The organism is Streptomyces mayteni (assembly GCF_054783955.1).
Map to the genome: position 1 here is coordinate 130,976 of NZ_BAAGPR010000005.1, position 23,594 is coordinate 154,569.

At 72.4% G+C, this 23,594-nt stretch carries 27 protein-coding genes; 15 read left to right on the plus strand and 12 right to left on the minus strand.

The genetic code is table 11. The annotated features are described in order from the left end of the window. Positions 1-101 precede the first annotated feature (101 nt). Positions 102-1,331 carry an acetyl-CoA C-acetyltransferase gene (locus ACYVPE_RS04200; protein WP_461031997.1) on the plus strand — a complete coding sequence of 410 codons (1,230 nt, stop codon included), beginning with the start codon at positions 102-104 and terminating at the stop codon, positions 1,329-1,331. Beyond that, positions 1,328-2,308, plus strand: a complete 981-nt coding sequence (meaB, locus tag ACYVPE_RS04205; protein WP_461031998.1) for a methylmalonyl Co-A mutase-associated GTPase MeaB — start codon at positions 1,328-1,330, stop codon at positions 2,306-2,308. Before ACYVPE_RS04200 ends, meaB begins: the two co-directional genes overlap by 4 nt. A 14-nt stretch (positions 2,309-2,322) precedes the next feature. On the opposite strand, the gene ACYVPE_RS04210 is transcribed toward meaB, so the two are convergent. The 3 genes from ACYVPE_RS04210 to ACYVPE_RS04220 all read right to left on the minus strand — a co-directional run bounded on the left by ACYVPE_RS04210 (position 2,323) and on the right by ACYVPE_RS04220 (position 4,365). Beyond that, positions 2,323-2,556, minus strand: coding sequence for a hypothetical protein (locus ACYVPE_RS04210; protein WP_461031999.1), 234 nt, complete (start codon positions 2,554-2,556; stop codon positions 2,323-2,325). A 176-nt stretch (positions 2,557-2,732) separates the two neighbouring features. Continuing rightward, positions 2,733-3,446: a hypothetical protein gene (locus tag ACYVPE_RS04215; RefSeq protein WP_461032000.1), complete on the minus strand. Its 714-nt coding sequence runs from the start codon at positions 3,444-3,446 to the stop codon at positions 2,733-2,735. A 10-nt stretch (positions 3,447-3,456) separates the two neighbouring features. After that, positions 3,457-4,365 (minus strand): alpha/beta fold hydrolase, encoded by a 909-nt coding sequence (locus ACYVPE_RS04220; RefSeq protein WP_461032001.1) that lies wholly within the window; start codon positions 4,363-4,365, stop codon positions 3,457-3,459. 60 nt (positions 4,366-4,425) lie between these two features. On the opposite strand from ACYVPE_RS04220, the gene ACYVPE_RS04225 reads away from it, so the two are divergent. Further along, positions 4,426-4,989 (plus strand): helix-turn-helix domain-containing protein, encoded by a 564-nt coding sequence (locus ACYVPE_RS04225; protein WP_461032002.1) that lies wholly within the window; start codon positions 4,426-4,428, stop codon positions 4,987-4,989. Here ACYVPE_RS04225 and ACYVPE_RS04230 read toward each other — a convergent pair. Then, a complete protein-coding gene (locus ACYVPE_RS04230; protein WP_461032003.1) occupies positions 4,986-5,366 on the minus strand; it encodes a hypothetical protein in 381 nt (126 codons plus the stop codon). The two genes, ACYVPE_RS04225 and ACYVPE_RS04230, sit on opposite strands and share 4 nt — an antisense overlap. A gap of 26 nt (positions 5,367-5,392) precedes the next feature. Continuing rightward, positions 5,393-5,956, minus strand: coding sequence for a dihydrofolate reductase family protein (locus tag ACYVPE_RS04235; RefSeq protein ID WP_461032004.1), 564 nt, complete (start codon positions 5,954-5,956; stop codon positions 5,393-5,395). Between the two features lie 268 nt (positions 5,957-6,224). Between ACYVPE_RS04235 and ACYVPE_RS04240 the strand changes: the two genes are divergently transcribed. After that, on the plus strand, positions 6,225-7,673 hold the full coding sequence (locus tag ACYVPE_RS04240) for an ATP-binding protein (RefSeq protein ID WP_461032039.1): 1,449 nt from the start codon (positions 6,225-6,227) through the stop codon (positions 7,671-7,673). Positions 7,674-7,737: 64 nt separating this feature from the next. Further along, complete coding sequence (locus tag ACYVPE_RS04245; RefSeq protein WP_461032005.1) at positions 7,738-8,028, plus strand: YybH family protein; 291 nt, start codon at positions 7,738-7,740, stop codon at positions 8,026-8,028. Positions 8,029-8,059: 31 nt separating this feature from the next. Here the strand turns inward: ACYVPE_RS04245 and pknB are convergent, their stop codons facing one another. The 3 genes from pknB to ACYVPE_RS04260 form a co-directional block, all read right to left on the minus strand. Continuing rightward, entirely contained in the window at positions 8,060-10,024 is a 1,965-nt protein-coding gene (gene pknB, locus ACYVPE_RS04250) for a Stk1 family PASTA domain-containing Ser/Thr kinase (protein ID WP_461032006.1), read from the minus strand. A 131-nt stretch (positions 10,025-10,155) separates the two neighbouring features. Then, complete coding sequence (locus tag ACYVPE_RS04255; RefSeq protein ID WP_461032007.1) at positions 10,156-10,596, minus strand: GNAT family N-acetyltransferase; 441 nt, start codon at positions 10,594-10,596, stop codon at positions 10,156-10,158. Between the two features lie 88 nt (positions 10,597-10,684). After that, positions 10,685-11,458, minus strand: a complete 774-nt coding sequence (locus ACYVPE_RS04260; protein WP_461032008.1) for a PepSY domain-containing protein — start codon at positions 11,456-11,458, stop codon at positions 10,685-10,687. A 119-nt stretch (positions 11,459-11,577) separates the two neighbouring features. Here ACYVPE_RS04260 and ACYVPE_RS04265 point away from each other — a divergent pair, with 119 nt between their 5' ends. Together ACYVPE_RS04265 and ACYVPE_RS04270 are read left to right on the plus strand one after the other, a co-directional pair. After that, on the plus strand, positions 11,578-12,246 hold the full coding sequence (locus ACYVPE_RS04265; RefSeq protein ID WP_461032009.1) for a response regulator transcription factor: 669 nt from the start codon (positions 11,578-11,580) through the stop codon (positions 12,244-12,246). Continuing rightward, positions 12,239-13,696, plus strand: coding sequence for a sensor histidine kinase (locus ACYVPE_RS04270; protein ID WP_461032010.1), 1,458 nt, complete (start codon positions 12,239-12,241; stop codon positions 13,694-13,696). Before ACYVPE_RS04265 ends, ACYVPE_RS04270 begins: the two co-directional genes overlap by 8 nt. Positions 13,697-14,318: 622 nt before the next feature. On the opposite strand, the gene ACYVPE_RS04275 is transcribed toward ACYVPE_RS04270, so the two are convergent. Then, entirely contained in the window at positions 14,319-14,840 is a 522-nt protein-coding gene (locus tag ACYVPE_RS04275; RefSeq protein WP_461032011.1) for a MarR family winged helix-turn-helix transcriptional regulator, read from the minus strand. 69 nt (positions 14,841-14,909) lie between these two features. On the opposite strand from ACYVPE_RS04275, the gene ACYVPE_RS04280 reads away from it, so the two are divergent. From ACYVPE_RS04280 to ACYVPE_RS04305, 6 genes are all read left to right on the plus strand, one after another. Continuing rightward, positions 14,910-15,254, plus strand: a complete 345-nt coding sequence (locus ACYVPE_RS04280; RefSeq protein ID WP_461032012.1) for a DUF3817 domain-containing protein — start codon at positions 14,910-14,912, stop codon at positions 15,252-15,254. A 42-nt stretch (positions 15,255-15,296) separates the two neighbouring features. Beyond that, positions 15,297-15,857, plus strand: coding sequence for a MarR family winged helix-turn-helix transcriptional regulator (locus ACYVPE_RS04285; RefSeq protein ID WP_461032013.1), 561 nt, complete (start codon positions 15,297-15,299; stop codon positions 15,855-15,857). Between the two features lie 19 nt (positions 15,858-15,876). Continuing rightward, positions 15,877-16,212 carry a DUF3817 domain-containing protein gene (locus tag ACYVPE_RS04290; protein WP_461032014.1) on the plus strand — a complete coding sequence of 112 codons (336 nt, stop codon included), beginning with the start codon at positions 15,877-15,879 and terminating at the stop codon, positions 16,210-16,212. A gap of 111 nt (positions 16,213-16,323) precedes the next feature. After that, on the plus strand, positions 16,324-18,024 hold the full coding sequence (locus ACYVPE_RS04295) for an acyl-CoA mutase large subunit family protein (protein WP_461032015.1): 1,701 nt from the start codon (positions 16,324-16,326) through the stop codon (positions 18,022-18,024). A gap of 125 nt (positions 18,025-18,149) precedes the next feature. After that, positions 18,150-18,887, plus strand: a complete 738-nt coding sequence (locus ACYVPE_RS04300; RefSeq protein WP_461032016.1) for an SGNH/GDSL hydrolase family protein — start codon at positions 18,150-18,152, stop codon at positions 18,885-18,887. A 470-nt stretch (positions 18,888-19,357) separates the two neighbouring features. Then, positions 19,358-20,611 (plus strand): ATP-binding protein, encoded by a 1,254-nt coding sequence (locus ACYVPE_RS04305; protein WP_461032017.1) that lies wholly within the window; start codon positions 19,358-19,360, stop codon positions 20,609-20,611. 447 nt (positions 20,612-21,058) lie between these two features. Here ACYVPE_RS04305 and ACYVPE_RS04310 read toward each other — a convergent pair whose 3' ends face one another. The 3 genes from ACYVPE_RS04310 to ACYVPE_RS04320 are packed head-to-tail and all read right to left on the minus strand — an operon-like array spanning position 21,059 to position 22,757. After that, positions 21,059-21,574, minus strand: coding sequence for an NUDIX domain-containing protein (locus tag ACYVPE_RS04310; protein WP_461032018.1), 516 nt, complete (start codon positions 21,572-21,574; stop codon positions 21,059-21,061). Continuing rightward, positions 21,571-22,107: a hypothetical protein gene (locus ACYVPE_RS04315; protein WP_461032019.1), complete on the minus strand. Its 537-nt coding sequence runs from the start codon at positions 22,105-22,107 to the stop codon at positions 21,571-21,573. Before ACYVPE_RS04315 ends, ACYVPE_RS04310 begins: the two co-directional genes overlap by 4 nt. Continuing rightward, on the minus strand, positions 22,107-22,757 hold the full coding sequence (locus ACYVPE_RS04320; protein ID WP_461032020.1) for a helix-turn-helix domain-containing protein: 651 nt from the start codon (positions 22,755-22,757) through the stop codon (positions 22,107-22,109). Before ACYVPE_RS04320 ends, ACYVPE_RS04315 begins: the two co-directional genes overlap by 1 nt. Positions 22,758-23,017: 260 nt before the next feature. Here ACYVPE_RS04320 and ACYVPE_RS04325 point away from each other — a divergent pair, with 260 nt between their 5' ends. Beyond that, complete coding sequence (locus tag ACYVPE_RS04325; protein ID WP_461032021.1) at positions 23,018-23,239, plus strand: hypothetical protein; 222 nt, start codon at positions 23,018-23,020, stop codon at positions 23,237-23,239. Continuing rightward, on the plus strand, positions 23,236-23,568 hold the full coding sequence (locus tag ACYVPE_RS04330) for a DUF7848 domain-containing protein (RefSeq protein WP_461032022.1): 333 nt from the start codon (positions 23,236-23,238) through the stop codon (positions 23,566-23,568). The genes ACYVPE_RS04325 and ACYVPE_RS04330 overlap by 4 nt, the downstream gene beginning before the upstream one ends. Positions 23,569-23,594 lie beyond the last annotated feature (26 nt).

Sequence of the window (23,594 nt, forward strand, 5' to 3'; positions counted from 1 at the left end):
CCCACCGTCACAGGTACGCGGCGGTGACCTTCCCGGTCACGCTCTGTACATTGAGGTAAACGATCGTTCACTCCCGCTGGAAGTCTTTTGTGGAGGGACCCATGACCATGACATCCTCGACATCCTCGCGAGGGCGGTCCTCCGGCGGCGGTTCGGTGATCCTCGCCGGCGCCAGGACCCCGATGGGGCGGCTGCTCGGCTCCCTGAAGTCGTTCTCCGGCGCCGAGCTCGGCGGCTTCGCGATCGAGGCCGCGCTGAGCCGGGCGGGCGTGGCGCCCGAGCAGGTCGAGTACGTGATCATGGGCCAGGTGCTCCAGGCCGGCGCCGGCCAGATCCCCGCCAGGCAGGCCGCCGTGCGGGCCGGCATCCCGATGTCGGTCCCGGCGCTCACCGTCAACAAGGTGTGTCTCTCCGGGCTCGACGCCATCGCGCTGGCCGACCAGCTGATCAGGGCCGGCGAGTTCGACGTGGTCGTGGCGGGCGGCCAGGAGTCGATGACCAACGCGCCGCACCTGCTGCCGAAGGGCCGCGAGGGCGTCAAGTACGGCTCGGTCCAGTTGCTCGACGCGATGGCGCACGACGGGCTCACCGACCCGTTCGACGGGATCGCGATGGGCGAGTCCACCGAGCGGTACAACGCCAAGCTGGGCATCACCAGGGAGGAGCAGGACGCCGTCGCCGCCGCCTCCCACCAGCGGGCCGCCGCCGCCCGCGAGGCCGGCCTGTTCGACGCCGAGATCACCCCGGTGGCCATCCCGCAGCGCCGGGGCGCCCCGGTGCCCTTCGCCCAGGACGAGGGCATCAGGCCGGCCACCACCGCGGAGTCCCTCGCACGGCTCGCGCCGGCCTTCGCCGGCGAGGGCACCATCACCGCCGGCTCCTCCTCGCAGATCTCCGACGGCGCCGCGGCCGTCGTCGTGATGTCCCGCGCGCGGGCCGAGGAGCTCGGCCTCCCCTGGATCGCCGAGATCGGCGCGCACGGCAACGTCGCGGGGCCCGACAACTCGTTGCAGTCGCAGCCCGCGAACGCCATCCGGCGCGCGCTGGAGCGGGAGGGGCTGACCGTCGACGACCTCGATCTGATCGAGATCAACGAGGCGTTCGCGGCCGTCGCCGTGCAGTCAATGAAGGACCTCGGAGTCGGCCCCGAAAGGGTGAACGTGAACGGTGGCGCCATCGCCCTCGGCCACCCCATCGGCATGTCGGGCGCCCGGCTCGCCCTGCACCTCTCGCTGGAGCTCGGCCGCCGTGGCGGCGGCGTCGGCGCGGCCGCGCTGTGCGGCGGCGGCGGTCAGGGCGACGCGCTGATCCTGCGCGTCCCGCGCTCGTGACGGCTCGGCCGGCTCCCCAGGACGTGGCGCGGCTGGTCGCCCAGGCCAGGGAGGGCGCGCCCCGGGCGGTCGCCCGGCTGATCTCCCTGGTCGAGGGCGCCTCCCCGCTGCTGCGCGAGGTGATGGCCGCGCTCGCCCCGCACACCGGCCACGCCTACGTGGTGGGCCTCACCGGCGCCCCCGGGGTCGGCAAGTCCACCTCCACCTCGGCCCTGGTCACCGCCTACCGGCGGGCCGGCCGCCGGGTCGGGGTGCTGGCCGTCGACCCGTCGTCGCCGTTCTCCGGCGGCGCGCTGCTCGGCGACCGGATCCGGATGGGCGAACACGCCTCGGACCCCGGCGTCTACATCCGCTCCATGGCCACCCGCGGCCACCTGGGCGGCCTGGCCTGGGCGGCCCCGCAGGCCGTCCGGGTGCTGGACGCGGCCGGCTGCGACGTGGTCCTGGTCGAGACGGTCGGCGTCGGCCAGTCCGAGGTGGAGATCGCCTCCCAGGCCGACACCACGGTGGTGCTGCTCGCCCCCGGCATGGGCGACGGCGTCCAGGCCGCCAAGGCCGGGATCCTGGAGGTCGGCGACGTCTTCGTGGTCAACAAGGCCGACCGGGACGGCGCGGACGCGACGGTCCGGGAGCTCAACCACATGCTGGGCCTCGGCGAGGCGCGCGCCGTCGGCGACTGGCGCCCCTCGGTGGTGAAGACGGTCGCCGCCCGCGGCGAGGGCGTGGACGACGTCGTCGCCGCGCTCGACAAGCACCGCGCCTGGCTCGACGAGCACGGCGAACTCGCCGCCCGCCGCCACCGCCGCGCGGCCCGCGAGGTCGAGACCATCGCGGTCACGGCCCTTCGCGAACGCATCGCCGACCTCCGCGGCGACCGGCGGCTCGCCGCCCTGGCCGACCGCATCCTGGCCGGCACCCTCGACCCCTACGCGGCGTCCGACGAACTGGTGGCCGGGGTGGTGGCGGGGGAGGGGTGACCTCCCGCCGGCGGTCAGCGAGTGCCGGCGACGTTCGGAGCGATGCGGCCCGCCGCGTTCACCATGGCGGCCATCTCGTCGAGCGAGACCCAGCCGCCACGGGCATCGGCCTCCGCCTCCGCCTCGTCGGCCAGCCGATTGAGCCAGGCGTCTTCGGCGTCTTCCGCGTCTTCCGAGTCTTCGGCGGCATGCGGAGGGACGCTGCCCAACTCGTCGGGCGTGTCCAGGATTTGCTGATGCGGGTTCACGGCCACTCCTCCGTGCTCGTCCACCTGTCCGGCCACCACCGCTGTCCGGCCTCGTCAACCGTCAGCCGGCCGGGCCACCTCCGGGTGGCGGTGTCATGATCGCTTGCCCACAGGGCGTCCATCGCCCGCTGTGCGACACCCGGAACCGCCTCGACCGAGCAGCCCCTGGCGGGGTCTCAGACCACGATGGCCGGGGCCAGCCGGGCGGAGCCGATGCCGCGGTCGGGTTTGCCGAGGCGGAACCGGACGTGGCCCTTGAGGACCGTGCCGTTCTCCGCCAGGCCGTCGGTCATGGGTTCGCCGGGGAAGAGAGTGAACGTCCAGCGGTCGTTCGCCTCGCAGTCCGGCGGCGTCGCGCCGCGCTGGAGGACGCGGGCGCCCCAGAGTTGGCGGAGCATCAGCCGGCGGGTGTCGACCCCGGCGGCCGTGAACTCGGCCGCCGGGGCGGCCGTCACCCGCTCGTGGCTGCCGAGCGACGGCCCGTAGGCGCCGGTCACGGTGGCGACCATGCTCCACGCGGCGCCGCCGGCCGGGAAGCCGAGCGTGCCGGCGGGAAGTCGTTCGTCCACCACGTCCTCCGCGGGCCCGCCGAGCTGGTCGCGCCGCACCGCGGCCGGCAGCGCCCCGCGCGTGTCGAGCCGCGCCGGGTCGGGCACGAGCAGCACGCCGTACTCGACGTCCGCCGCGAACCTGGCGGCCGCGAAGTGGTCGCGCAGCGCGGCGACGGCGGCCTCGGCGGCCGCCCACCGCTCGGCCGGGAACGCGCCCGCCAGGTACTCCCGGTCGACGGCCGGCAGCCCGACGGCCGCCACGTGCTCGGCGATCGACGGACACCCGGCCCAACCTGAGCCGGCCAGCCGCTCGATCTGCTCTTCCCGGAAGGACGCCATGCGGCCCAATCTAGGTGCCCGCCCCCAGCAGGTCCCGGATCGCGTCCAGCACCGCCTCGCGGTGGGTCCAGTGGAGGGAGGCGTGCCCGGCGCCCGCCACCAGGCGGTTCTCGCCGCGCGGCACCGAGGCGGCGAGCGTGTCGTAGAGCCGCCGCTTGCCGTCGATCTCCGCGCGGAGCAGTTCCTCGGACTCGCCGGTCGACACGGCCCGCTTGAAGTCGTCGACGCCGGTGGCGGTGAGCACGATCAGCGGCACGTCGGGCAGCGGGCCGGCCCGGCGGATCTCGTCGAGGAACCGGCTCCGGTGGGCCGCCACCGCGAAGCCGGCCCGGATCCACTCGGGGCTGACGTGCCGGTCGATCAGCGGTTCGCGCATCCCGGCCGGCCAGTCCGCCGTCATCCTCCCGAACAGCTCCCGGTAGAGCGCGACCGCCTCCGCCGGCAGCTCGTCCGGCATCGCCTCGTCCGGGTCGAAGGCCGCCCACCGTTCGGTCAACTCCCGTGGCATGTGGGCGTCGTACTCCTCGTGGTCGGTCTCCATCAGCAGCAGCCCGGCCACCTCGCCGGGGAAGCGGGTCGCGAAGAGCCGCGCGTGCAGACCGCCGAGCGAGTGCCCGACCAGCACGTAGGGACCCGGCACCGCGGCGACCCGCAACAGCTCGCGCAACTCGTCCGTCACCTCGGCCAGGCTCGGCTGCGACCCGGCCCCCTCGCTCCACCCGGTGCCCGACCGGTCGTAGAGCACGCTGGTGGTCAGCTTCGCCGCCCGCTCCTGGACGCCCCAGTAGTCGAGGCCGACGGTGCCGCCGCCGGCCAGGAACACCACCGACGGGCTCCCCGCGCCGGCCCGGTGCAGGAGCAGCCGGCGGCCGCCCACCTCGTGGAACCGACCCAGCGGGGGTGATGGTTGATCCGGCATGGCTGCTGCTCCCTGGCGTTGCATTCCCATTTTTGGGAACGGTACCAGATGTGGGAACGTATGCCCGTGGACTCCCTCGACCTGCTCCTTCACCCGGTCCGGCTGCGGATCGTGCACGCCATGTCGGGCGACCGCACGCGCACCACCGCCGACCTGTGCGCCACCCTGCGGGACATCCCCAAGACCACCGTCTACCGGCACGTCGGCCTGCTGGCCGCGGCGGGCGTGCTCGAGGTGGCGGGCGAACAGCGGGTGCACGGCGCCGTCGAGCGCAGCTACCGGCTGCGCCGCGCCCGGGCCAGGATCGATCGGGAGACGGCGGCCGGCATGTCACTCGACGAGCACCGGCGCGCCTTCCCCGCCGGCATGGCCGTGCTGCTCGCCGAGTTCAACGCCTACCTGGACCGGGGCGACGCCGACCCGTTCGCCGACTCCGTCGCCTACACGCAGTTCCCGCTCTGGCTCTCCGAGGACGAACTGGCCGAGGTGGTCAGGGAGATCACCCGCGTCATCGTGGCCCACCGGGACAACGCGCCCACCCAGGACCGCAGCCCGCACCTGCTGAGCCCCATCCTCTTCCCGACGGCGGAGCCGCCGGCCGCCGAGGACGTCGACCGACGCTAGCTGCCGGTCCCGTCGGCCGGGCCCTCGTCGTCCGCCACCATCGCCAGCACCCGGGCCCGCGGCTCGGGACGCGCCCGCAGGAACGTCCACGCGTCCTCGTTCCCGGCGACGACGGCGCGCAGCGCGGCCTCAGGCCCGAGGTTCTCCCGCCCCGACAACGCCCGCACGACCCCGAACCCGTCCGCCGCGAGATCGCGCACCGTCTCGGCGACGGCGTCGCCGCCGCGCACGTTCACCATCGGCTGCGAGCGGGCCCGCCCGCGAGCCAGCTCGATATGCGTGAACCCGAGCCGACGGCCGGCCGCCCAGGCGGCCAGCCGCGAGACCTCGTCGGGCGGACAGCTGACGGTTATGTGGGCCTCCAGCGTGTCCGCCATCCTGCCCTGCGCCGCTCCTCGTTCGGCTAGCGCACCACGCGGTGGCGGAGGTAGACGATCCCCGAGTCAAGGGTGCGGGCCTCGGCGAGTTCGAGGTCCACCCGGCGCTCGTGCCGGGGGAAGAACGGAACACCGCCGCCGAGCAGCACGGGACAGACCCTGGCCCGGTACTCGTCGATCAGATCCAACGCGGCGACTTCGGCGGCGAGCGCCGCACCGCCGATCGCGATGTCGCCGTCCCCCGGCTCGGCGCGCAACCGCTCGATCTCCTCGGCCAGGCCGCCGGAGGCCAGGCGGGCGTTGCCCTGCACCGCCGAGAGCGTGGTGGAGAACACGACTTTCGGGAGCGCCCGCCAGATCGCGGCGAACTCGCGTGTGGAGTGGTCCAGCGACGGGCTCTGGTCGGTGGTCTCCCAGTACAGCATGTCCTCGTACAGCCGCCGCCCCAGCAGATGGACGCCGACGTTGCGTACCTCGTCGGTGGCGAGGTCGAAGACCTCCTGGTCGGGTGTGGTCCAGTTGATGGAGCCGTCCGGGGCGACGACGTAGCCGTCCAGCGACACGGTCATCGAATAGGTCACGCTGCGCATCGGGAGTCCTCCTGGGTAGCCGGTTCGACAGTTCGACAGTTCGACCGCCGAAGGCCGCAGGGCTCATCGCTGCTCGCGGCGCGTGGCGAACGGTTGCCGCCGGCGGCGCCCGTCGTGCCGGTCGAGGACGGCGAGCACGGCCGGGGGCCCGCTGATCGTCGGCAAGACGCGGTCTGGGCCGAGTGCGATCTCCCGTAACCCTTACTTACTATGTTTGGTCATAGTATGCTCGAATCGACTATGGTCAATGCGAGTCTGGGAGGCGTCGATGGCCGGTTTCGTCGGGCGTGAGTCGGAGCTGGAGACGCTGCGCCGGCACCTGGACTGGGTGCGGGAGGGGCGTGGTGACCTGCCGGGGCGGGCCCTGCTGCTGCGCGGGCGCCGTCGCGTCGGGAAGTCGCGGCTGGTGGATCGCTTCTGCGAGCTGGCCGGCGTGCCCTACGTCGTGCACCAGGCGACCAGGGGCGAGGACGCCGAGCGCGAGCGGCTCCGCTTCCTCACCGAGGTGCGGGAGTCGTCGCTGCCGAACACCGAGCTGCTGGCCGGCATCTCCGCCGTGGCCGACTGGGACGCGGCGCTGCGGCAGCTCGCGCTGGTGCTCCCGGACGACCGGCCGAGCGTCGTCGTGCTGGACGAGCTGCCCTGGATGATCGAGCGGGATCCCGTGCTTGAGGGGACCCTCCAGACCGTCTGGGACCGGGTGCTCAGTCGCAAGCCGGTGCTCCTCGTCCTCATCGGCAGCGATCTCGCGATGATGGAACGCCTCTCGGAGTACGGGCGCCCCTTCTACCAGCGCGGCGTGGAGATGGTGCTCCGCGCGCTGTCGCCGCACGAGGTCATGACGATGACCGGGCTGCCCGCCAGGGACGCCTTCGACGCGTACCTGATCACCGGGGGACTGCCGCTCCTCTGCCAGGAGTGGCGGGAAGGCGAGAGCCGCGCCGGCTTCCTCGCCCGCTGCCTGGAGGATCCGACGTCCCCGCTGCTGGTGTCGGGCGAGCGCACCCTGGCCGCCGAGTTCCCGACCGCGTTGCAGGCCAGGCACGTGCTGTCCGTGGTCGGCAGTGGGGAGCGGGCGTTCGGCACCATCGCCGCCGCGGCCGGCGGGATCGCCCGGCCGCTCCTGCCGGGGACGTTGAATCCGATCCTCAGGACCCTCGTCGACCGGCGGCTGATCGCCGTCGACGTCCCGCTGTCGAGCCGGCCGGGCGATCGCGACCGGCGGTATCGGGTCGCCGACCCCTACCTCCGCTTCTGGCTGACGTTCCTGGAGAACGGCATCGCCGCGATCGAGCGGGGCCGGGGGCGGGTGGTGGCCGAGGAGGTGGAGCGCGGCTGGACCTCCTGGCGGGGCCGGGCGATCGAGCCGCTGGTGCGGGAGGCGCTGGCGAGGGCGCTGCCCGACGAGCAGTGGCCGACCGTGCGCGAGGTGGGCGGCTGGTGGCCCCGCACCAACCGGCCCGAGGTCGACCTGGTGGGCGCCGACCGGGAGGCGCCGGCCCGGGAGATCGGGTTCGTCGGGTCGATCAAGTGGCACGAGCAGGCGCCGTTCGACCGGCGCGCGCTGGCCGCGCTGGCGCGGGACGCGTCCGCCGTGCCGGGGGCGACGGACGAGACGCCGCTGGTCGCCGTGTCCAGGGCCGGCTTCGCGGTCGACGGGCTCGCGGCCTCCTACGACCCGGACCGACTGATGGAGTCCTGGGCACCCGGTCGATGAGTTCGGGGGCCGCCGCCGGTCCGTCCTCCGGAACAGGTGACCCAGAAGATCGGGAGTCGAGGTCATGACGGAGGACGAGGCGCGGATCAGGAGCCTGGTCGAGCGGTGGGCGGCGGCGGTGCACGCCGGCGACCTGGCAGGCGTGTCGGCGGATCACGCCGACGACATCGTGATGTTCGACGTGCCGCCGCCCTACGAGGGGGTGCGGGGGATCGCGGCGTACCGCGACGTCTGGCCGCCGTTCTTCGAGTGGCAGGCGCGGGGCGCGTCGTTCGAGATCGTCTCGCTCGACGTCACCGCGGGGGCCGGCGTCGTCGCCCACGAGCACCACTCGTTCCCCGACACCTCGGAGTGACCGGGAGTCGGGGGCCGGTGACCGGCGCCCGTCACCCGGGGATGGCCACCACCAGGGTCATGGAGTCGCCGGAGCGCCGCTGTTCGATGACCGTGCCCTGCTGGAAGCGGCCGTCCGCCCGGTCCTCGCGGGAGACGGAGAAGCCCTGCGCCTCCAGTGCCGGCCTGGCCTGGTCGAACTGCTGGCCGAGGACGTTCGGGGTCTCCTCCGGCGTGCCCGGCTGGTCCGGGTTCTGGCCCTGGCCGGGGCCGACGGCGTAGACGATCTCGACGGACGAGCCGGGCGCGACCTGCGCGCCGGCCTCCGGGGACTGCCGGATGACGGTGCCCGCCGGGATCGACGGGTTCTCCTCCTCGAACAGCACGGGCTCGAAGCCGGTGTTCCGCAGCGCCTGGGCCGCGGCGTTGAACTCCTGCCCGACGACGCCTGGAACGGCCACGGTCGCCTGGTTCTCCGAACCGTCCGGGTCGGGCTCCGGCTCGGATTCGGACTCCGGCGCGTCGGCCACGACCAGGGTGACGGTCTCGCCCGGCTCGGCCTCCTCGCCGGCCGCCGGGTCCTGCGTCAGCACCGTGCCCGGCTCGGCGCTCCCGTCCTCCTGCGACTCCTGCGCCACCCGGAAGCCCGAGTCCTGGAGCTCGGCCAGGGCCTCCTGGAACGGGTCGCCGACGACGTCGGGGACCTCGACCGGCTCCGGGCCCGAGGACATGACCAGGGTGACGGTCGCGCCCCGCTCGATCTCCTCGTCGGCGGACGGGCTGGTCTCGCAGACGGTGTCCGCCTCCTCGACGCAGGGCCGGCTGGTGCCCTCCGCGACCACCAGGTTCTGGTTGGCCGCGCGCGCCCTGGCGTCCTCGAAGGTCAGTCCTGTCAGGTCGGGCACGGTCACCGTGGCTCCGCCTCCGCCGCCGTCGCCCTGGTCCGCGAAGAAGAGCCGGCCGATCGCGACGGCCCCGATCAGCACCAGCACGGCGCCCACGGCGAGCAGGATCGTCGACCGCTGGGACGAACGCCGCTGCGGCGGCCGCCGGTTGGCCCGCCGGCCGCCGCCCTCGGAGACGGCGGGCGCCACCGTGGTCCTGGCGGCGGCCCCGGTGGCGGACATCGGGGCGGTCGAGGGGCCCGACTCGGGCGGCGGGGAGAACACCGTCATGTTGCGGCCGTCGAGCACGGCCTCCAGGTCGGCCCGCATCTCGGCGGCCGACTGGTACCGCCACTCGCGGTCCTTGGCCAGGGCCCGGAGGACGACGGCGTCGGCGCTCGGCGAGATCCCCTCGGCGAACGCGCTCGGCGGCGTCGGCTCCTCGCTGACGTGCTGGTAGGCGACGGCGACCGGGCTGTCGCCGACGAACGGCGGCCGGCCGGTGAGGAGTTCGTAGAGCATGCAGCCGGTCGAGTACAGGTCGGAGCGGGCGTCGACCTTCTCGCCCCTGGCCTGCTCGGGCGACATGTAGTGCGCCGTGCCGATGACGGCCGCCGTCTGCGTCATCGTCATGCCGGAGTCGCCCGAGGCGCGGGCGATGCCGAAGTCCATCACCTTGACCTGGCCGGCCGGGGTGAGCATCACATTGGCCGGTTTGATGTCCCGGTGGACGATGCCGGCGCCGTGCGAGTACTCGAGCGCCTGGAGCACGCCGGCGCAGATCTCCAGCACCCGCTCGGGCAGCAGGCCGCGGCCGGCGTGCAGCAGGTCGCGCAGCGTGGAGCCCTCCACGTACTCCATCACGATGTACGGCATCGCGACGCCGTTGACCTGGTCCTCGCCGGTGTCGTAGATGGCGGTGATCGCCGGATGGTTCAGCGAGCCGGCGGACTGCGCCTCGCGGCGGAACCTGGCCTGGAAGGTGGGGTCACGGGCGAGGTCGCCGAGCAGCGTCTTGACGGCCACCGTGCGGCCGAGACGGCCGTCATGGGCCAGATACACCTCGGCCATGCCGCCCCGGCCAAGCACCTGGCGCAGCTCGTAGCGATCGGCGAAGCGCGGCGGCGCGTCCATGTCGTCTGGTCTCCCCGGGGCAGGCGAAGTCCCGTGAGCCTAGCGGGAATTGGAGCCGAGTGTTCGCGACTCCGGTCGCAGCCGCTAAGAACCGGGCATCGGGGTTTGGCGCGGGCCCCGGCGGGGTGGGATCAGGCGGTGAGGGGTTTCGCGTAGCAGAAGGTGCCGGGGCGGGTGGCGTACGAGCCCCACGGGTCGGTGGGCTGGTAGCCGGCGGACTCGTAGAGGGCGATGGCGGCCGGCTGGAGGTGGCCGGTGACCAGGCGCAGCCGGGTGTAGCCCAGCTCGGCCGCCTGCCGCTCGACCTCCTTGAGCAGCGCGCGGGCGATGCCCTGGCCGCGGGCGGCCGGCGCCACGTACATCCGCTTGACCTCCCCGGTGCCGGCGACCCCGGTGGTCTGGACGGCGACGCAGCCCACGGTCTCGCCGTCCACCACGGCCACCAGGTAGTGGGCGCCAGGGCCGATCCCCGAGCGGCCTTCCAGGCCGTAGCGGGCCACCAGCTCGGCGAAGGCCGCGTCGAGCAGCCTGATCAGGTCGAGGTCCTCCGCGGCGCGCTGCTCTATAAACATGCCGAGTATTGTATAGGTATGAGAGCGGTGCGGGTCGGGGATTTCCCCGACCCGCACCGCCCGGTCAGTGGAGCCTCAGCGGCACGACTCAGTCGTCGTCGCCGTCCTCGTGCTGGCCACCGTCGTCGTCGTGCTGGTTCTGGCCGTCGTCGTCCGCCTCGCCGTCGGACTGGTCGTCGGACTCGTCGTCGGACTGGTCGTCCGAGTCGTCGGAGGCGTCCTCACCCTGGTCGTCCTGGGTGGCGTCCGTGACGTCGCCGGAGGCCGGGTCGATCGACAGCTCGTGCTCGGTGCCGTCGTCCGCGTTGACCTCGACGTCCCAGTGGCCGTCCTCGAAGTCGACGCCGTCCAGGTTGCCGGACACCTGGCCGAGCGCGATGTCGATAGCCTGCGCCGCGTCCACCTGGTTGTCGGCGGACCTGAGGGCGTCGGCCACCGCGGCGTCATCGTCGTCGGTGTCGCTCTCGTTCTCGACCTGGCTGTCGACGACCTGGGTACCGTCCGCGTTGACCTGGACCTTGTACCACTGGCCGTCCTCGCCGATGATCTCGATCTCCCAGCCGCCCGCGTTGCCGCCGTCGTCGTCGTTGAAGTCGACCTCGGCGACCACGCCGGCCTGCGCGTCGAGCGCCGTGCCCACGGCCTGCTGGGCCGCGGACCCGGAGCCGCCCTCAGGACCGCGGTCCCGGGAGTCGTCGCCCGACGACGGGGTCGAGGAGTTCGCGACCGACGTCGAGGCGCCGCCGCCGGAACCGGCGGTGTCGGACGGGCTGGACGAGCCGCTCGCCGCGGCGGCGGTGAGGGCGCCACCGCCGATCACGGCACTGGCTACCACGGTGGTGAGAATGACCTTGCGCTTCATGTGCGGGATTCCTCCCCGGTTGGCTTGCGCGAACGATCCCGACCCTCGCTGATCGTTGCTGAAGGGGAGCTGAAGCCGCCTGAAGACGTCTTCAGGAAAGGTTTGCCAAGCTGTAGCGCATGCGCGTGCTGATCGTGGAGGACGAGCGACGCCTCGCCCGCTCCCTCGCCCAGGGACTGACCGCCGAGGGCTTCGCCGTGGACGTGGTGCACACCGGCACCGACGGCCTGCACCAGGCCACCCAGAACGCCTACGACCTGATCATCCTCGACATCATGCTGCCAGGACTCAACGGCTACCGGGTGTGCGCCGCGCTCCGCGCCGCCGGTGACGACACCCCGATCCTGATGCTCACCGCCAAGGACGGCGAGTACGACGAGGCCGAGGGCCTGGACACCGGCGCCGACGACTACCTCACCAAACCGTTCTCCTACGTCGTCCTCGTGGCCAGGGTGCGCGCGCTGCTGCGCCGCCGGGGCGGCCGGGGCGCCGCGCCCGAACTGCGGGTCGGCGACCTCACCATCGACCGCGTCACCCGCCGGGTCACCAGGGGCGACACCGACGTCACGCTCACCGCGAAGGAGTTCGCCGTGCTCGAGCACCTGGCCACCAGGGCCGGGGAGATCGTCTCCAAGGCGGAGATCCTGGAACACGGCTGGGACTTCGCCTACGACGGAGACCCCAACATCGTCGAGGTCTACGTCTCCGCCCTGCGCCGCAAGCTGGGCCCCGGCCTGATCGTCACGGTGCGCGGCGCCGGCTACCGGCTGGTCGGCACCCGTGGCTAGCGTCCGCGCCCGTGCCACGCTGGGCGCCACGGCCGTGGTGGCGGTGGCGCTGCTCGCCGCCGGCCTGCTGCTCCTCAACACGCTGCGCGCCAACGTCACCCAGCAGATCGGCGTCGAGGCCGAGGTCTCGGCCCGCGGCGTGGCCACGGAGCTGGCCGCCGGTACCCCGTTCGACGAGCTCAACCTGGACTCCGACACCCCCGTCCAGGTACTCGACGGCAACGGTGTGGTGCGCGCCGTCAGCGACGACCTGGAGGCCATCACCGGCACCGGCCATTCCGACGTGCTGTCGCTCGGCGCCGCGCCGCGCACCGTCGCCTTCGACGATGACGACGACGGTGCCTTCGGCGACGACGACGGCGACGATGACGACGGTGCCGGTGGCGAGCCCGAGAACGGCGAGGTGTCGGAGCACGCCACCATGTCCACCGGCACGGCCACCATCGACGGCGACACCGACGACTACCGGTTCGCCCGCGTCGAGGTGGTCGGTGACACGGGCGTCTCCGCCGTCGTCTTCGCCGGCGCGCCGCTCGACGTCGAGCAGGCCGCCGTCTCCGGCGCCCGCGGCTCCATGCTGGTCGGCTTCCCGCTCGTGCTGGCCCTGGTGGCCGTCGTCACCTGGCTGGTGACCCGCCGCGCCCTCGGCCCGGTGGAGGGGATCCGCCGCGAGATGGCCGCTATCACCCACTCCGAGGACCTGTCCCGGCGGGTGCCCGAGCCGGCCAGCAGGGACGAGATCGGGCGGCTCGCCAGGACCACCAACGAGACGCTCGCCGCCCTGGAGAGCTCCGTGGAACGGCAGCGCCGCTTCGTCGCCGACGCCTCGCACGAGCTGCGCAGCCCGATCGCCTCGCTCCGCACCCAGCTGGAGGTGGGCGAGGCCCATCCGGAACTGCTCGACGTGCCAGGCGCCGTCCAGGACACCGTCCGGCTCCAGGTGCTCGCCGCCGACCTGCTGCTGCTGGCCAGGCTCGACGCGGGGGAGCGGCCGGTGACCGGGGCGGTCAGGATCGACCGGCTGGTCGCCGACGAGCTGCGGCAGCGAACCGGCGACCGGCTCCCCATCGACGTCGGCGACCTGCCGGAGCTGACCGTCGCCGGCTCGCGCGGCCAACTGGTCAGGGTGCTCGGCAACCTGCTGGACAACGCGCAGCGGCACGCGACGGAGCGGGTCAGGGTCACGCTGCGCGGCGAGGGCGACGAGGCGGTGCTCGAGGTCGCGGACGACGGCACGGGCGTGCCGGCCGAGGACCGGGAGCGGATCTTCGAACGCTTCGTCCGCCTCGACGACGCCCGCAGCCGCGACGAGGGCGGCGCCGGCCTCGGCCTGGCCATCGCCCGCGACGTGGCCACCCGACACGGCGGCACCCTCACCGTCTCCCCGGCCCCGGAGGGCGGCGCCCTCTTCACCCTCCGCCTACCGGCGGGTCCGGGCCCGACCCCCTGACCCCCGCGGCGTCGCGGCCGCTTGGCTTACCGGCTCGTGCGCCCGGCCGGGCCGCGCTGCCTGCGCGCCTCGCGGCTCCGCCGCGTGGCGGGGCTGGGGCCCGCTACGCGAGGCCCCTCGCTTGGCGCGGCCTCCGAGGTCGCTCCATGCGGCTTCGCTGCTTCTCCGGCGGGGCGGGCCTGACGGTGCCCGGTGCCCCGGGCCGGTGGGTCGGCCGTGTGAGGCTCCGGCGCGCTGCGCGCTGCGCGCTGCGCGCTGCGCGCTGCGCGCTGCGCGCGGTGCCGTGCGGCTTCGCCGCGTGAGCGTGCCGCCAAGGCGTGGCTGGTGCGACTGGGCCGCCCCAGGGCGCGAACGCATGGCGGCCGCGCCGCTCGGCCGTAGCAGCGGTGCGCCGGGCTCGGCGGCTCCGCCGCCATGGCTGTCCAGCCAGCGGCCGTGGTGCGTGGCGGTCGCGCCGCGCTGTCCTCGCGCCGGGGACATCCGTGCCGCTGCCGGCAGCGCAGCCCCCGGGCCATCGGCCCGTCGCACGCCCCGGCGCGGGCCCGCACCGGGGCGACCTTCGGCCGCGCACCGGCGGCCTTGGCCGCCGCGCGAGGCGCGGCGGGGCTGCGGGGTGGCCCGCTTACGCGGTCCGCTCGCGCCCCCGCGCCGAGGGCTCGCGGCCTCGCTCCGCGTGCAGATGCTCGGCCACCGGGCCGAGCGCCCGGAGCAGGGTGGCCAGGTCATCCGGCGAGAGCAGGTCGACGAAGTGGCGGCGGACCGAGGCCACGTGGTGGGGGGCGACCTCCCGCATCGTCTCCCAGCCCTCGTCGGTGAGCACCGCGAAGAGGCCGCGCTTGTCGGAGTCGCAGTGCTCGCGGCGGACGAGACCGGCCCGTTCCATGCGGGTGATCTGGTGGGAGAGCCGGCTCTTGGACTGGAGGGTCGCGGCGGCGAGGTCGCTCATCCGCATCCGGCGCTCGTCCGACTCCGAGAGGTTCACCAGGATCTCGTAGTCGTTCATGGTCAGCCCGAACGGCTGGAGGTCACGCTCCAGCTGGTGGGTCAGCAGCTTGGTCACCTCCAGATGGGTGCGCCAGGCGCGCTGTTCCGCCTCGCTCAGCCAGCGGGTCTCCTTGGTGGCGGGGGCGGTGTCGGTGTCCATGCTTCGACTCTAACCAACCGCCCACCCCGCCCCGGAGGGGTCGGTGGCACCCCTGAGAGAATGGCCGGCATGGACCTCAAGACCGCTAGCTCCCTGCGTCGGCTCCGGCTGGTGTCCGCCCCCGAGGCGGTCTCCTTCCTGGTGCTGCTGGTGTGCTCCGTGCTCAAGCGCACCACCGACTTCGACGCCGTTCCCGTGATGGGCATGATCCACGGCGTGCTGTTCATCGGCTACGTGCTGTTCTGGCTGGACGCCTGGAACCGTACGAAGTGGCCGCTGCCGACCGCCGCCTGGTTCTTCCTGATGTCGGTGCTGCCCACCGGTGGCTTCTTCGCCGAGCGTCGGCTGCGCCGCGCGCAGGACGACGCGGTGATCGCGGCCCGCGCCCGTCGCGAGGGCGTCGTCAACGCCTGATGCCCCGGCGGCGTCAGGTGACCAGCCGGTAGGGTCACAGGCGTGTCGAAACCGCTCAGCCTTCCCTTCGACCCGATCGCGCGCGCCGACGAACTCTGGCAGCGGCGCTGGGGAGCCGTGCCGGCGATGGGCGCCATCACCTCGATCATGCGGGCGCACCAGATCCTGCTGGCCGAGGTGGACGCCGTGGTCAAGCCCTACGGGCTGACCTTCGCGCGTTACGAGGCACTGGTGCTGCTCACCTTCAGCAAAAAGGGTGAACTGCCCATGTCCAAGATCGGCGAGCGGCTGATGGTGCACCCGACCTCGGTCACCAACACCGTCGACCGGCTGGTCCGCTCGGGCCTGGTGACCAAGCGCCCCAACCCCAACGACGGCCGCGGCACCCTCGCCTCCATCACCGACGAGGGCCGCGCCGTGTGCGACGCCGCCACCCGCGACCTGATGGCCATGGACTTCGGCCTCGGCGTCTACGACGGCGAGGAGTGCCAGGAGATCTTCGCGCTGCTCCGCCCGCTGCGGGTCGCCGCCCAGGACTTCGCCGACACCGTGCCCGGCGGCTCCGAGCGGGACCGGGCCCCCCGGGAAGATCGCCCCGAATGACCCGTTAGGCTCTGGAGCCATGAAGCGGAGTGTGCTCACCCGGTATCGGACCATGGCGTATGTCACCGCGGTGATGCTGCTGGTCCTGTCCACCTCCATGGTGTTCAAGTACGGCTTCGACACCGGCGAGGACGTCACCCTGATGGTGTCCCAGGTGCACGGGCTGCTGTACATCGTCTACCTGGTCTTCGCCTTCGACCTCGGGCAGAAGGCCCGCTGGCCGTTCGGCAAGCTGCTGTGGGTCCTGCTCTCCGGCACCATCCCGTTCGCCGCGTTCTTCGTGGAGCGGCGGATCGCGGCCGAGACGGAGCCCCTGATCGAGTCGGACGACGAGGCGGAGCCGGTCAAGGTCTGACCGCCTCCTCCGAACCGCACCGCACCGCACCGCACCGCACCGTCAGGCCCCCGGTTTCGTCCGGGGGCCGATTGGTCGACTTTTAGTTGGGCGTCCAAGTAAATTGGCCTCATGGACGCTGACGCCATCTCGGCGGGCCGCGCACGCTGGCAGGCCCGCTTCGAGGCGTCCCGGATCCGGGACGCCGACTTCACCACGCTCTCCGGTGACCCCGTGGAGCCCGTGTACGGCCCTCGCCCGGGCGACACCTACGAGGGCTTCGAGCGCATCGGCTGGCCCGGCGAGTTCCCCTTCACCCGCGGCCTGTACGCCTCCGGCTACCGCGGCAGGGCCTGGACGATCCGGCAGTTCGCCGGCTTCGGGAACGCCGCGCAGACCAACGAGCGCTACCGCTCCATCCTCGCCAACGGCGGCGGCGGGCTCTCGGTGGCCTTCGACATGCCGACGCTGATGGGGCGGGACTCCGACGACCCCCGCTCGCTCGGCGAGGTGGGCCACTGCGGCGTCGCCATCGACTCGGTCGCCGACATGGACATACTGTTCGGCGGCATCCCGCTGGGCGAGATCACCACCTCCATGACCATCAGCGGCCCGGCCGTGCCGCTCTTCTGCATGTACGTCGTCGCGGCCGAGCGCCAGGGCGTCGACCCCGGCACGCTCAACGGCACGCTCCAGACCGACATCTTCAAGGAGTACATCGCCCAGAAGGAGTGGCTCTTCGAGCCCGAGCCGCATTTGCGGCTCATCGGCGACCTCATGGAGTACTGCGTCCAGCACATCCCGGCCTACAAGCCGCTCTCCGTCTCCGGCTACCACATCAGGGAGGCCGGCTCCACGGCGGCGCAGGAGCTGGCCTTCACCCTCGCCGACGGCTTCGGCTACGTCGAACTCGGGCTCTCCCGCGGCCTCGACGTCAACATGTTCGCGCCCGGGCTCTCGTTCTTCTTCGACGCGCACGTCGACTTCTTCGAGGAGATCGCCAAGTTCCGCGCCGCGCGCCGGATCTGGGCCCGCTGGATGCGCGACGTCTACGGCGCCACCAGCGAGCGCGCCCAGTGGCTGCGCTTCCACACCCAGACCGCCGGCGTCTCGCTGACCGCGCAGCAGCCGTACAACAACGTGGTGCGCACCGCCGTCGAGGCGCTGTCCGCTGTCCTCGGCGGCACCAACTCGCTGCACACCAACGCGCTGGACGAGACCCTGGCCCTGCCGAGCGAGCAGGCCGCCGAGATCGCGCTCCGCACCCAGCAGGTGCTCATGGAGGAGACGGGCGTCGCCAACGTCGCCGACCCGCTCGGCGGCTCCTGGTACGTGGAGCAGCTGACCGACCGGATCGAGGCCGACGCCGAGAAGATCTTCGACCGGATCAGGGAACTCGGCGCCCGCGCCGTGCCGGACGGGCAGCATCCGATCGGTCCCATCACCTCGGGGCTGCTGGCCGGCATCGAGGACGGCTGGTTCACCGGGCTCACCGCCGACGCCGCCTTCCGCTACCAGCAGTCGCTGGAGAAGGGTGAGAAGAAGGTCGTCGGCGTCAACTGCCACCCCGGTTCCGTCACCGGCGATCTGGAGATCCTGCGGGTCAGCCACGAGGTGGAGCGCGAGCAGTCCCGCACGCTGGGCGAGCGCCGCGCCGCCCGCGACGAGGCGGCGGTCCGCACCGGCCTGGCCGCCCTCGTCGACGCGGCGCGGAGCGACCGCAACATGATCGAACCCATGCTGACCGCCGTCCGGGCGGAGGCCACCCTGGGCGAGATCTGCGACGCGCTGCGGGCCGAGTGGGGCGTGTACGTGGAGCCGGCCGGCTTCTGACGCCCGCCGCGCAGCGGCGGAAAACGGCCAACGCGACGAGCCCGCGCGCGAGTTATTGCGCGCGGGTTTCGGCGGGCGCATTCTGGGAGCGCTCCCAAATCGCCGCTCCGATGAAGGGATCCCCCATGGCAAGCAGGAGACAGTTACTCGCCGGCGCGTTCGCCCTGGCCGTCGCCCCCACCGCGATCGGCGCCACCACCGCGCACGCCGCGTCGTCCGACCCCCGGGCCGCCGCCGGGGTGCGGGTGATGCCGCTCGGCGACTCGATCACCGACGGCTTCAACGTGCCGGGCGGCTACCGGATCGGGCTGTGGGAGCGGCTGGTGGCCGGCGGCCAGACCGTGGACTTCGTCGGCTCGATGTCCAACGGCCCTGGCAACCTCGGGGACCGCGACCACGAGGGCCACTCCGGCTGGACGATCGCCGGGATCGACGCCAACGTGTCCCGCTGGCTCACCACCTACACGCCCCAGACGATCCTGCTGCACATCGGCACCAACGACATCTACGGCTCCGACCCGGGCGGCGCCCCGGCCCGGCTCCGCACCCTCGTCAACCGGATCACCACCCAGCTGCCCGCGACCCATCTCTTCCTGGCCACCATCACCCCGCTGCCGGCCTTCGACGCCGGCGTGCGGGCGTTCAACGCGGCCGTCCCCGGCATCGTCCGCGACCAGGCCAATGCCGGCCGCCGGGTCCATCTGGTCGACATGTACGCCGCGTTGACCAACGCCGACATCGCCGACGGCGTCCACCCCAACGCCACCGGCTACGGCAAGATGGCCGTCGCCTGGTACAACGCGCTGCGGGCCGTGCCGGGCGCGACCGGCGCGGGCGCCGGCGCGCTGACGAACGCGGCGTAGCCGAGACGATCCTGGGCCGGAGACGGCGACTTCTCACCGAAGTTCTGGCGGAGCCACCCCGCTTTCGCTGCTGCCCGCCGACGTGCCCCTGCCGGAGGTCCCCGGCGCCCCTCGGTCCTGCCAGTCAACCCCACACCGCCGTACGCCTGGTCTCCGCTGCGGCGCACCGGCAATGGGCACCCCGGACTGAACAGCCTCACCGCGGCCGTCATCGCCCCCTCGTGCGGCCGGTCCTACCGGCCGCGGTGAGCTGCTGGCCGAGCGTCAGCGCCGGCGTGTGCAGCCGCTCGTCGGAGCGTTCGTACATCGCCTCCAGCGCGGCGCCGAAGGTTGGTGTGACGCGGGAAGATGAACCGGCTGTTCGGCCATCGAGTGACCGACCGAATGGTCATCGCTCATTCGGCTGATTGACCACAAAGTAACCGTCCAGATGACCGCAGATCTGGGATTTGACAGGCATGATGACGGACATGGCGAACCACCGCGAACTGATCCCCCGACGTGCCGAGACGCTGGTCACGGAGGCGCTTGGAGACACCCGCGTCGTCCTCGTCAACGGGGCGCGGCAAGCTGGCAAGTCGACCCTGACCAGGCTGACCGCGGCGGGCAGGGAGGGCACGGTCATGCGCCTTCTCGACGATGCGGCGACGTTGCGTGCCGCCAAGGACGATCCCACCGGCTTCGTCGAGCACGACCCCTTGATGGTCATTGACGAGATCCAGCTCGCTCCCGAGCTGCTCAGTGCCATCAAGGTGGCCGTCGACCTCAACCCGGTACCAGGGCGCTTCCTGCTCACCGGCTCCTCTCGCGTCCTAGCCATGCGGACACTGCCGGACGCGCTGCCCGGCCGGATGGAGATCATCGAGCTGTGGCCGTTCTCCCAGGGAGAGCTGCACGGTGGATCGGACCGGTTCATCGACGCGGCCTTCACTCACGGCCCCGGTCTTAGCCACACCTCCGATCTACGCAAACGCGACTACCTCGATCGGGCGGTGGTCGGCGGGTTCCCCGAGGCGGTGAGGCGCACACCGCGCCGTCGCTCCGCGTTCTTCAACGCCTACCTGTCCACCTTGATCGAACGCGACGTCATGGAACTCGCCAGCATCGAACGCCATGGTGAGTTGCTCAAGCTCCTCGGACTCCTGGCTGGTCGCACCGGCGGGCTCCTCGTCCCGGCTGCGCTCGCCGGCGCCTCCGGCATCCCCCGCACCACGCTGGTGCGTTACCTGGAACTGCTCTCCTCGGTTTTCCTCGTCAAGACCATCCCGGCCTGGACCGCGGGCCGTACGGGGCGGGCCGTGGGCACCGGCAAACTGGCCTTCGTCGACACCGGGATCGCCTGCTATCTGCTTGGCCAGGACGCCGCTCGGCTCGCCGAACCCGATGGCGCGGCTGGTTCCGTCCTCGAGAACTTCGTCGCCATGGAGCTCGCCCGTCAGCTGACCTGGTCCGAGCAGCAGGGGCGCCTCTATCACTACCGCACCAAGGACAAGGTCGAAGTGGACGCGGTCATCGAGACGCCGCGTGGCGACGTGATCGGCATCGAGGTCAAGGCCGGTGCCACCGTACGCACCGAGGACCTCACGGGACTGCGCAATCTCGCTGGCTTGCTCGGCGAACGCTTCATCGCCGGATACGTCCTTTACACCGGCCAGCAGACCCTGCCCTTCGGTGGCCGCATTCGCGCCCTGCCGCTGGATGCCCTCTGGCGGCTCGCGCCCTGACGACGACAGACCTGCGTGCCACGCTGCGCGCGTGGCCGGGTGGAGTCGCGTCCAGGTTCGAACTCCCAGGTCGTGCAGGGGCCGTCCGCCTGGGGCGCTGACGCGGCGCCGGGCGCGAGCCGCCCCGGAGGGGCTACAGCGGCCGAAGCTCGCCCGCCAAGCGGTCGAAGACGCCTGAGCGCCACCTCTACGCGCCCCCACACGGTACTGCTGCACACCGGCACCAACGACATCAACGGCTCCGACTCGGGCGGCGCGCCTGCCCGACTGCGCACCCTCGTCAACCGCATCACCGGCAGCTGCCGCAGACTTACCTGTTCCTGGCCACCATCACCCCGCTGCCGGCCATCGACGCCGGCGTGCGGGCGTTCAACGCGGCCGTCCCCGGCGCCACCGCCGCGGGCGCGGGCGCGCTGACGAACGCGGCCTAGCGGGGGCCTGGGCGGGTCACCATGGTTGGTGCCCTGACTCCAGGTAGCGGGCCTCGTTCGCCTTCAGCGCCTCGAGGGCCTGGACGAGTCGGCGCCGGATGCGGGGGCGCAGGGCGGCTATCGCGTCTTCCTGGGTGAAGAACACGCAGGCGGACAGCTCCTCATCGTGGGGAGCCAGGGTCGCGGCCACTTCCGGCGCCAACTCCCCGCCGTCGAAGATCAACACGAGCTGGTCGTCCCAGGGCCCGTGCGCGGGGTCCCAGTCCATCGTGAGGACGCCACGGATGTGTGGCCGAACGCCCAGCTCTTCCCACAACTCGCGCATGGCACCGTCAAGCGGGGACTCGTTCGCCTCGACCATCCCTCCCGGAAGATCCCACCCTTCCTTGTAGGTCGGCTTGACGAGGAGCACCCTTCCCGTGACGTCGCGCAGGATCACGTCCGCGGCGACACGCTTGCGGGCCTGCCTGGCATTGCCCTCCGCGAGGTAGGCGTCCCACTCGGCGGTTCCCGGCTGTGGGCGAGAGGTCACGACGAAACTCCCCCGGCATGAGAGGACTGGATTCCGGCCAGCAGCAGATTCCTCTGTTGGTTGACCACGGTGAGCGATTCGAGAAGCTGAGCCACCCGGCGTTCCGCCCCGAACGGCTGCAACGCCCGTGCCAGCTCGTCGAGTTGCTGGTTGATCCGCAGCGAGCCCAGTGTGCGGCAGGATGCGATGAGCTGACCGCCGACCTGGCACGCCGCCTCCAACTCGCCCATCTCCGTGCGAATGACGGCCAGCGAGATCTGCCCGAACACCCGGCTGCGCGCCCGATCTCCGGTGCGGAGACTCACGGCTCGCTCTGCGCTCTCCGCCGCCGCTGGAAGCCGTCCGAGGTCTCGCAGACACAGGGCCGTTTCGCTGGCGAGAGACGCCTCGTCGAAGTGGCTGATCCACACGGAGGACGGCCCGTCGGCGTCACGACTCAAACACTCCGTCGCCGTCTCGATGGCCCGGTTGGCCGTAGTTTCCTCCCCTGCCCGCGCCAGAGCGCGGCCTTCCATCGTGTGCAGGCGGGCCATCAGCGTCGGGAGGAAAGGGCCGGTGTCGACTTCACTTCGTCCAGCGCGAGGTGGCTCATGCTGGCCAGGATGTTGGCCGCGAGCGCGCCGTCCGAACCGGCTCGGGCGAGCGGCAGGGCATGGGCGAAATGCTGCTGAGCTCGGTCGTCCCGACCCGAGTCGTGCGCCATCCACCCGGCCATCTCCGTGAGCGCGGCGGCGGCGCGAAACGTCTCCGGCGTGCTGCTCACACTGGCGGCCCCGAAGAGCCTTGGTGCCACTTCGGCGGTCAGGTAGTGGAGCACGGCACCGTAGAGATGACCGCCGCCGAGTTGGCGATCCGCCATGCGGAAGGAGTCCACGGCCGCCCGGTCGGCATGCTGGCCCGTGTGTGGTGGGCCGGGCAACGTGGCCGGCGCATCCGGCTCACCGCGTGCCCGTGCCGCCGCTCGCTCCAGTTCGTCCAGGGGTACGCCCACTGCCTGCGCGAGGAAAGGGAGCCAGGAGTCGGGGATCCGTTCGCCACGCTCCCAGCGGGAGACCTCGTTGCGGGTCAGCGACGTGACTCCGGACAGCGCGCACAGCCGTTCGGCGAGCTGCCGTTGGCTCCTTCTGCCCGCACGGCGTAGGCGCGCGAGATACGCGCCGAACTCCTGGCGTCGCGTCGTCACCTGGCCCCCTGTCCCCTCAAGGCTGGCCTCTCCCTGGCCCCCAGTCTGGCTCCCCCTTCCGCGCGGCGGGCGGAGTTCGATGGGAACTCCCCCGACAGGGGACCCCCGCGACCGCTGGCAGGCGGCCCGGGGGCGTGGCCAACGCTGAACAGGAGCATCAACGATGAGGAAGGGTATCGCCCGCGTCGCGGCGCGATCGCTTGCACTGTTGCTGCCCGCGTCCGGTCGTCACCGGGCCTTCGCGGGAGGGAGGCGGTCCCATGGCTGAACGGGACGTGCCCGAGGTCGGCGAACTGGCGCGTGACGTGCGCGGGGTGGTCGGCCGGGTCATGGATCGCGAAGCCGGCCGGGTCTGGCTCCGACCGGTGGGCGGTGGCCGAGAGTGGGACGTCCGCGCGGAAGAGGCGGTGTCGGTCGGTACGAGTGAGCCGCTGGGCCCTGCCGTTGCCGAGGCGAGCCGCCCTTCCGGGGAGGCGCTGTGACCCGCTTGATCATCAAGGCGGCCGAGTGGACATTGACAGAAGAGGCAGCCGAGGGCGTGCCTCGGGCGATCTTCCACGTCGCCTGTGTCACCTGCGGGGCCGAATCCGAGGCCGTCGACAATCAGCCGGACCCGGTGGAGACGTGGGCGCTGCGACACACCGGGCTGAACACCTCTCATTGGCAGTTCAAGCTCACCACCGAGTGGCACTGGCGCGTTATCCCCTCGCCGGGCAACCCTTACGCCGCCTTGGAGAGTGGGCTGAACCGCGATGTCCCCGGCCCACCAGCCGAATGGAACGCGGGCGGCGGAGAGGGGCGTTCTGCCTGACGTCGGATCCTGACGGCCGGCTCGCG

Bases quoted from the DNA above. Each gene is read 5' to 3' on its own strand.
- ACYVPE_RS04200 (WP_461031997.1), top strand. From the start codon at position 102: ATGACCATGACATCCTCGACATCCTCGCGAGGGCGGTCCTCCGGCGGC.
- ACYVPE_RS04215 (WP_461032000.1), bottom strand. From the start codon at position 3,446: ATGGCGTCCTTCCGGGAAGAGCAGATCGAGCGGCTGGCCGGCTCAGGT.
- ACYVPE_RS04220 (WP_461032001.1), bottom strand. From the start codon at position 4,365: ATGCCGGATCAACCATCACCCCCGCTGGGTCGGTTCCACGAGGTGGGC.
- ACYVPE_RS04225 (WP_461032002.1), top strand. From the start codon at position 4,426: ATGCCCGTGGACTCCCTCGACCTGCTCCTTCACCCGGTCCGGCTGCGG.
- ACYVPE_RS04230 (WP_461032003.1), bottom strand. From the start codon at position 5,366: ATGGCGGACACGCTGGAGGCCCACATAACCGTCAGCTGTCCGCCCGAC.
- ACYVPE_RS04235 (WP_461032004.1), bottom strand. From the start codon at position 5,956: ATGCGCAGCGTGACCTATTCGATGACCGTGTCGCTGGACGGCTACGTC.
- ACYVPE_RS04240 (WP_461032039.1), top strand. From the start codon at position 6,225: ATGGCCGGTTTCGTCGGGCGTGAGTCGGAGCTGGAGACGCTGCGCCGG.
- ACYVPE_RS04245 (WP_461032005.1), top strand. From the start codon at position 7,738: ATGACGGAGGACGAGGCGCGGATCAGGAGCCTGGTCGAGCGGTGGGCG.
- pknB (WP_461032006.1), bottom strand. From the start codon at position 10,024: ATGGACGCGCCGCCGCGCTTCGCCGATCGCTACGAGCTGCGCCAGGTG.
- ACYVPE_RS04255 (WP_461032007.1), bottom strand. From the start codon at position 10,596: ATGTTTATAGAGCAGCGCGCCGCGGAGGACCTCGACCTGATCAGGCTG.
- ACYVPE_RS04260 (WP_461032008.1), bottom strand. From the start codon at position 11,458: ATGAAGCGCAAGGTCATTCTCACCACCGTGGTAGCCAGTGCCGTGATC.
- ACYVPE_RS04265 (WP_461032009.1), top strand. From the start codon at position 11,578: ATGCGCGTGCTGATCGTGGAGGACGAGCGACGCCTCGCCCGCTCCCTC.
- ACYVPE_RS04275 (WP_461032011.1), bottom strand. From the start codon at position 14,840: ATGGACACCGACACCGCCCCCGCCACCAAGGAGACCCGCTGGCTGAGC.
- ACYVPE_RS04280 (WP_461032012.1), top strand. From the start codon at position 14,910: ATGGACCTCAAGACCGCTAGCTCCCTGCGTCGGCTCCGGCTGGTGTCC.
- ACYVPE_RS04290 (WP_461032014.1), top strand. From the start codon at position 15,877: ATGAAGCGGAGTGTGCTCACCCGGTATCGGACCATGGCGTATGTCACC.
- ACYVPE_RS04295 (WP_461032015.1), top strand. From the start codon at position 16,324: ATGGACGCTGACGCCATCTCGGCGGGCCGCGCACGCTGGCAGGCCCGC.
- ACYVPE_RS04300 (WP_461032016.1), top strand. From the start codon at position 18,150: ATGGCAAGCAGGAGACAGTTACTCGCCGGCGCGTTCGCCCTGGCCGTC.
- ACYVPE_RS04305 (WP_461032017.1), top strand. From the start codon at position 19,358: ATGGCGAACCACCGCGAACTGATCCCCCGACGTGCCGAGACGCTGGTC.
- ACYVPE_RS04315 (WP_461032019.1), bottom strand. From the start codon at position 22,107: ATGGCCCGCCTGCACACGATGGAAGGCCGCGCTCTGGCGCGGGCAGGG.
- ACYVPE_RS04325 (WP_461032021.1), top strand. From the start codon at position 23,018: ATGGCTGAACGGGACGTGCCCGAGGTCGGCGAACTGGCGCGTGACGTG.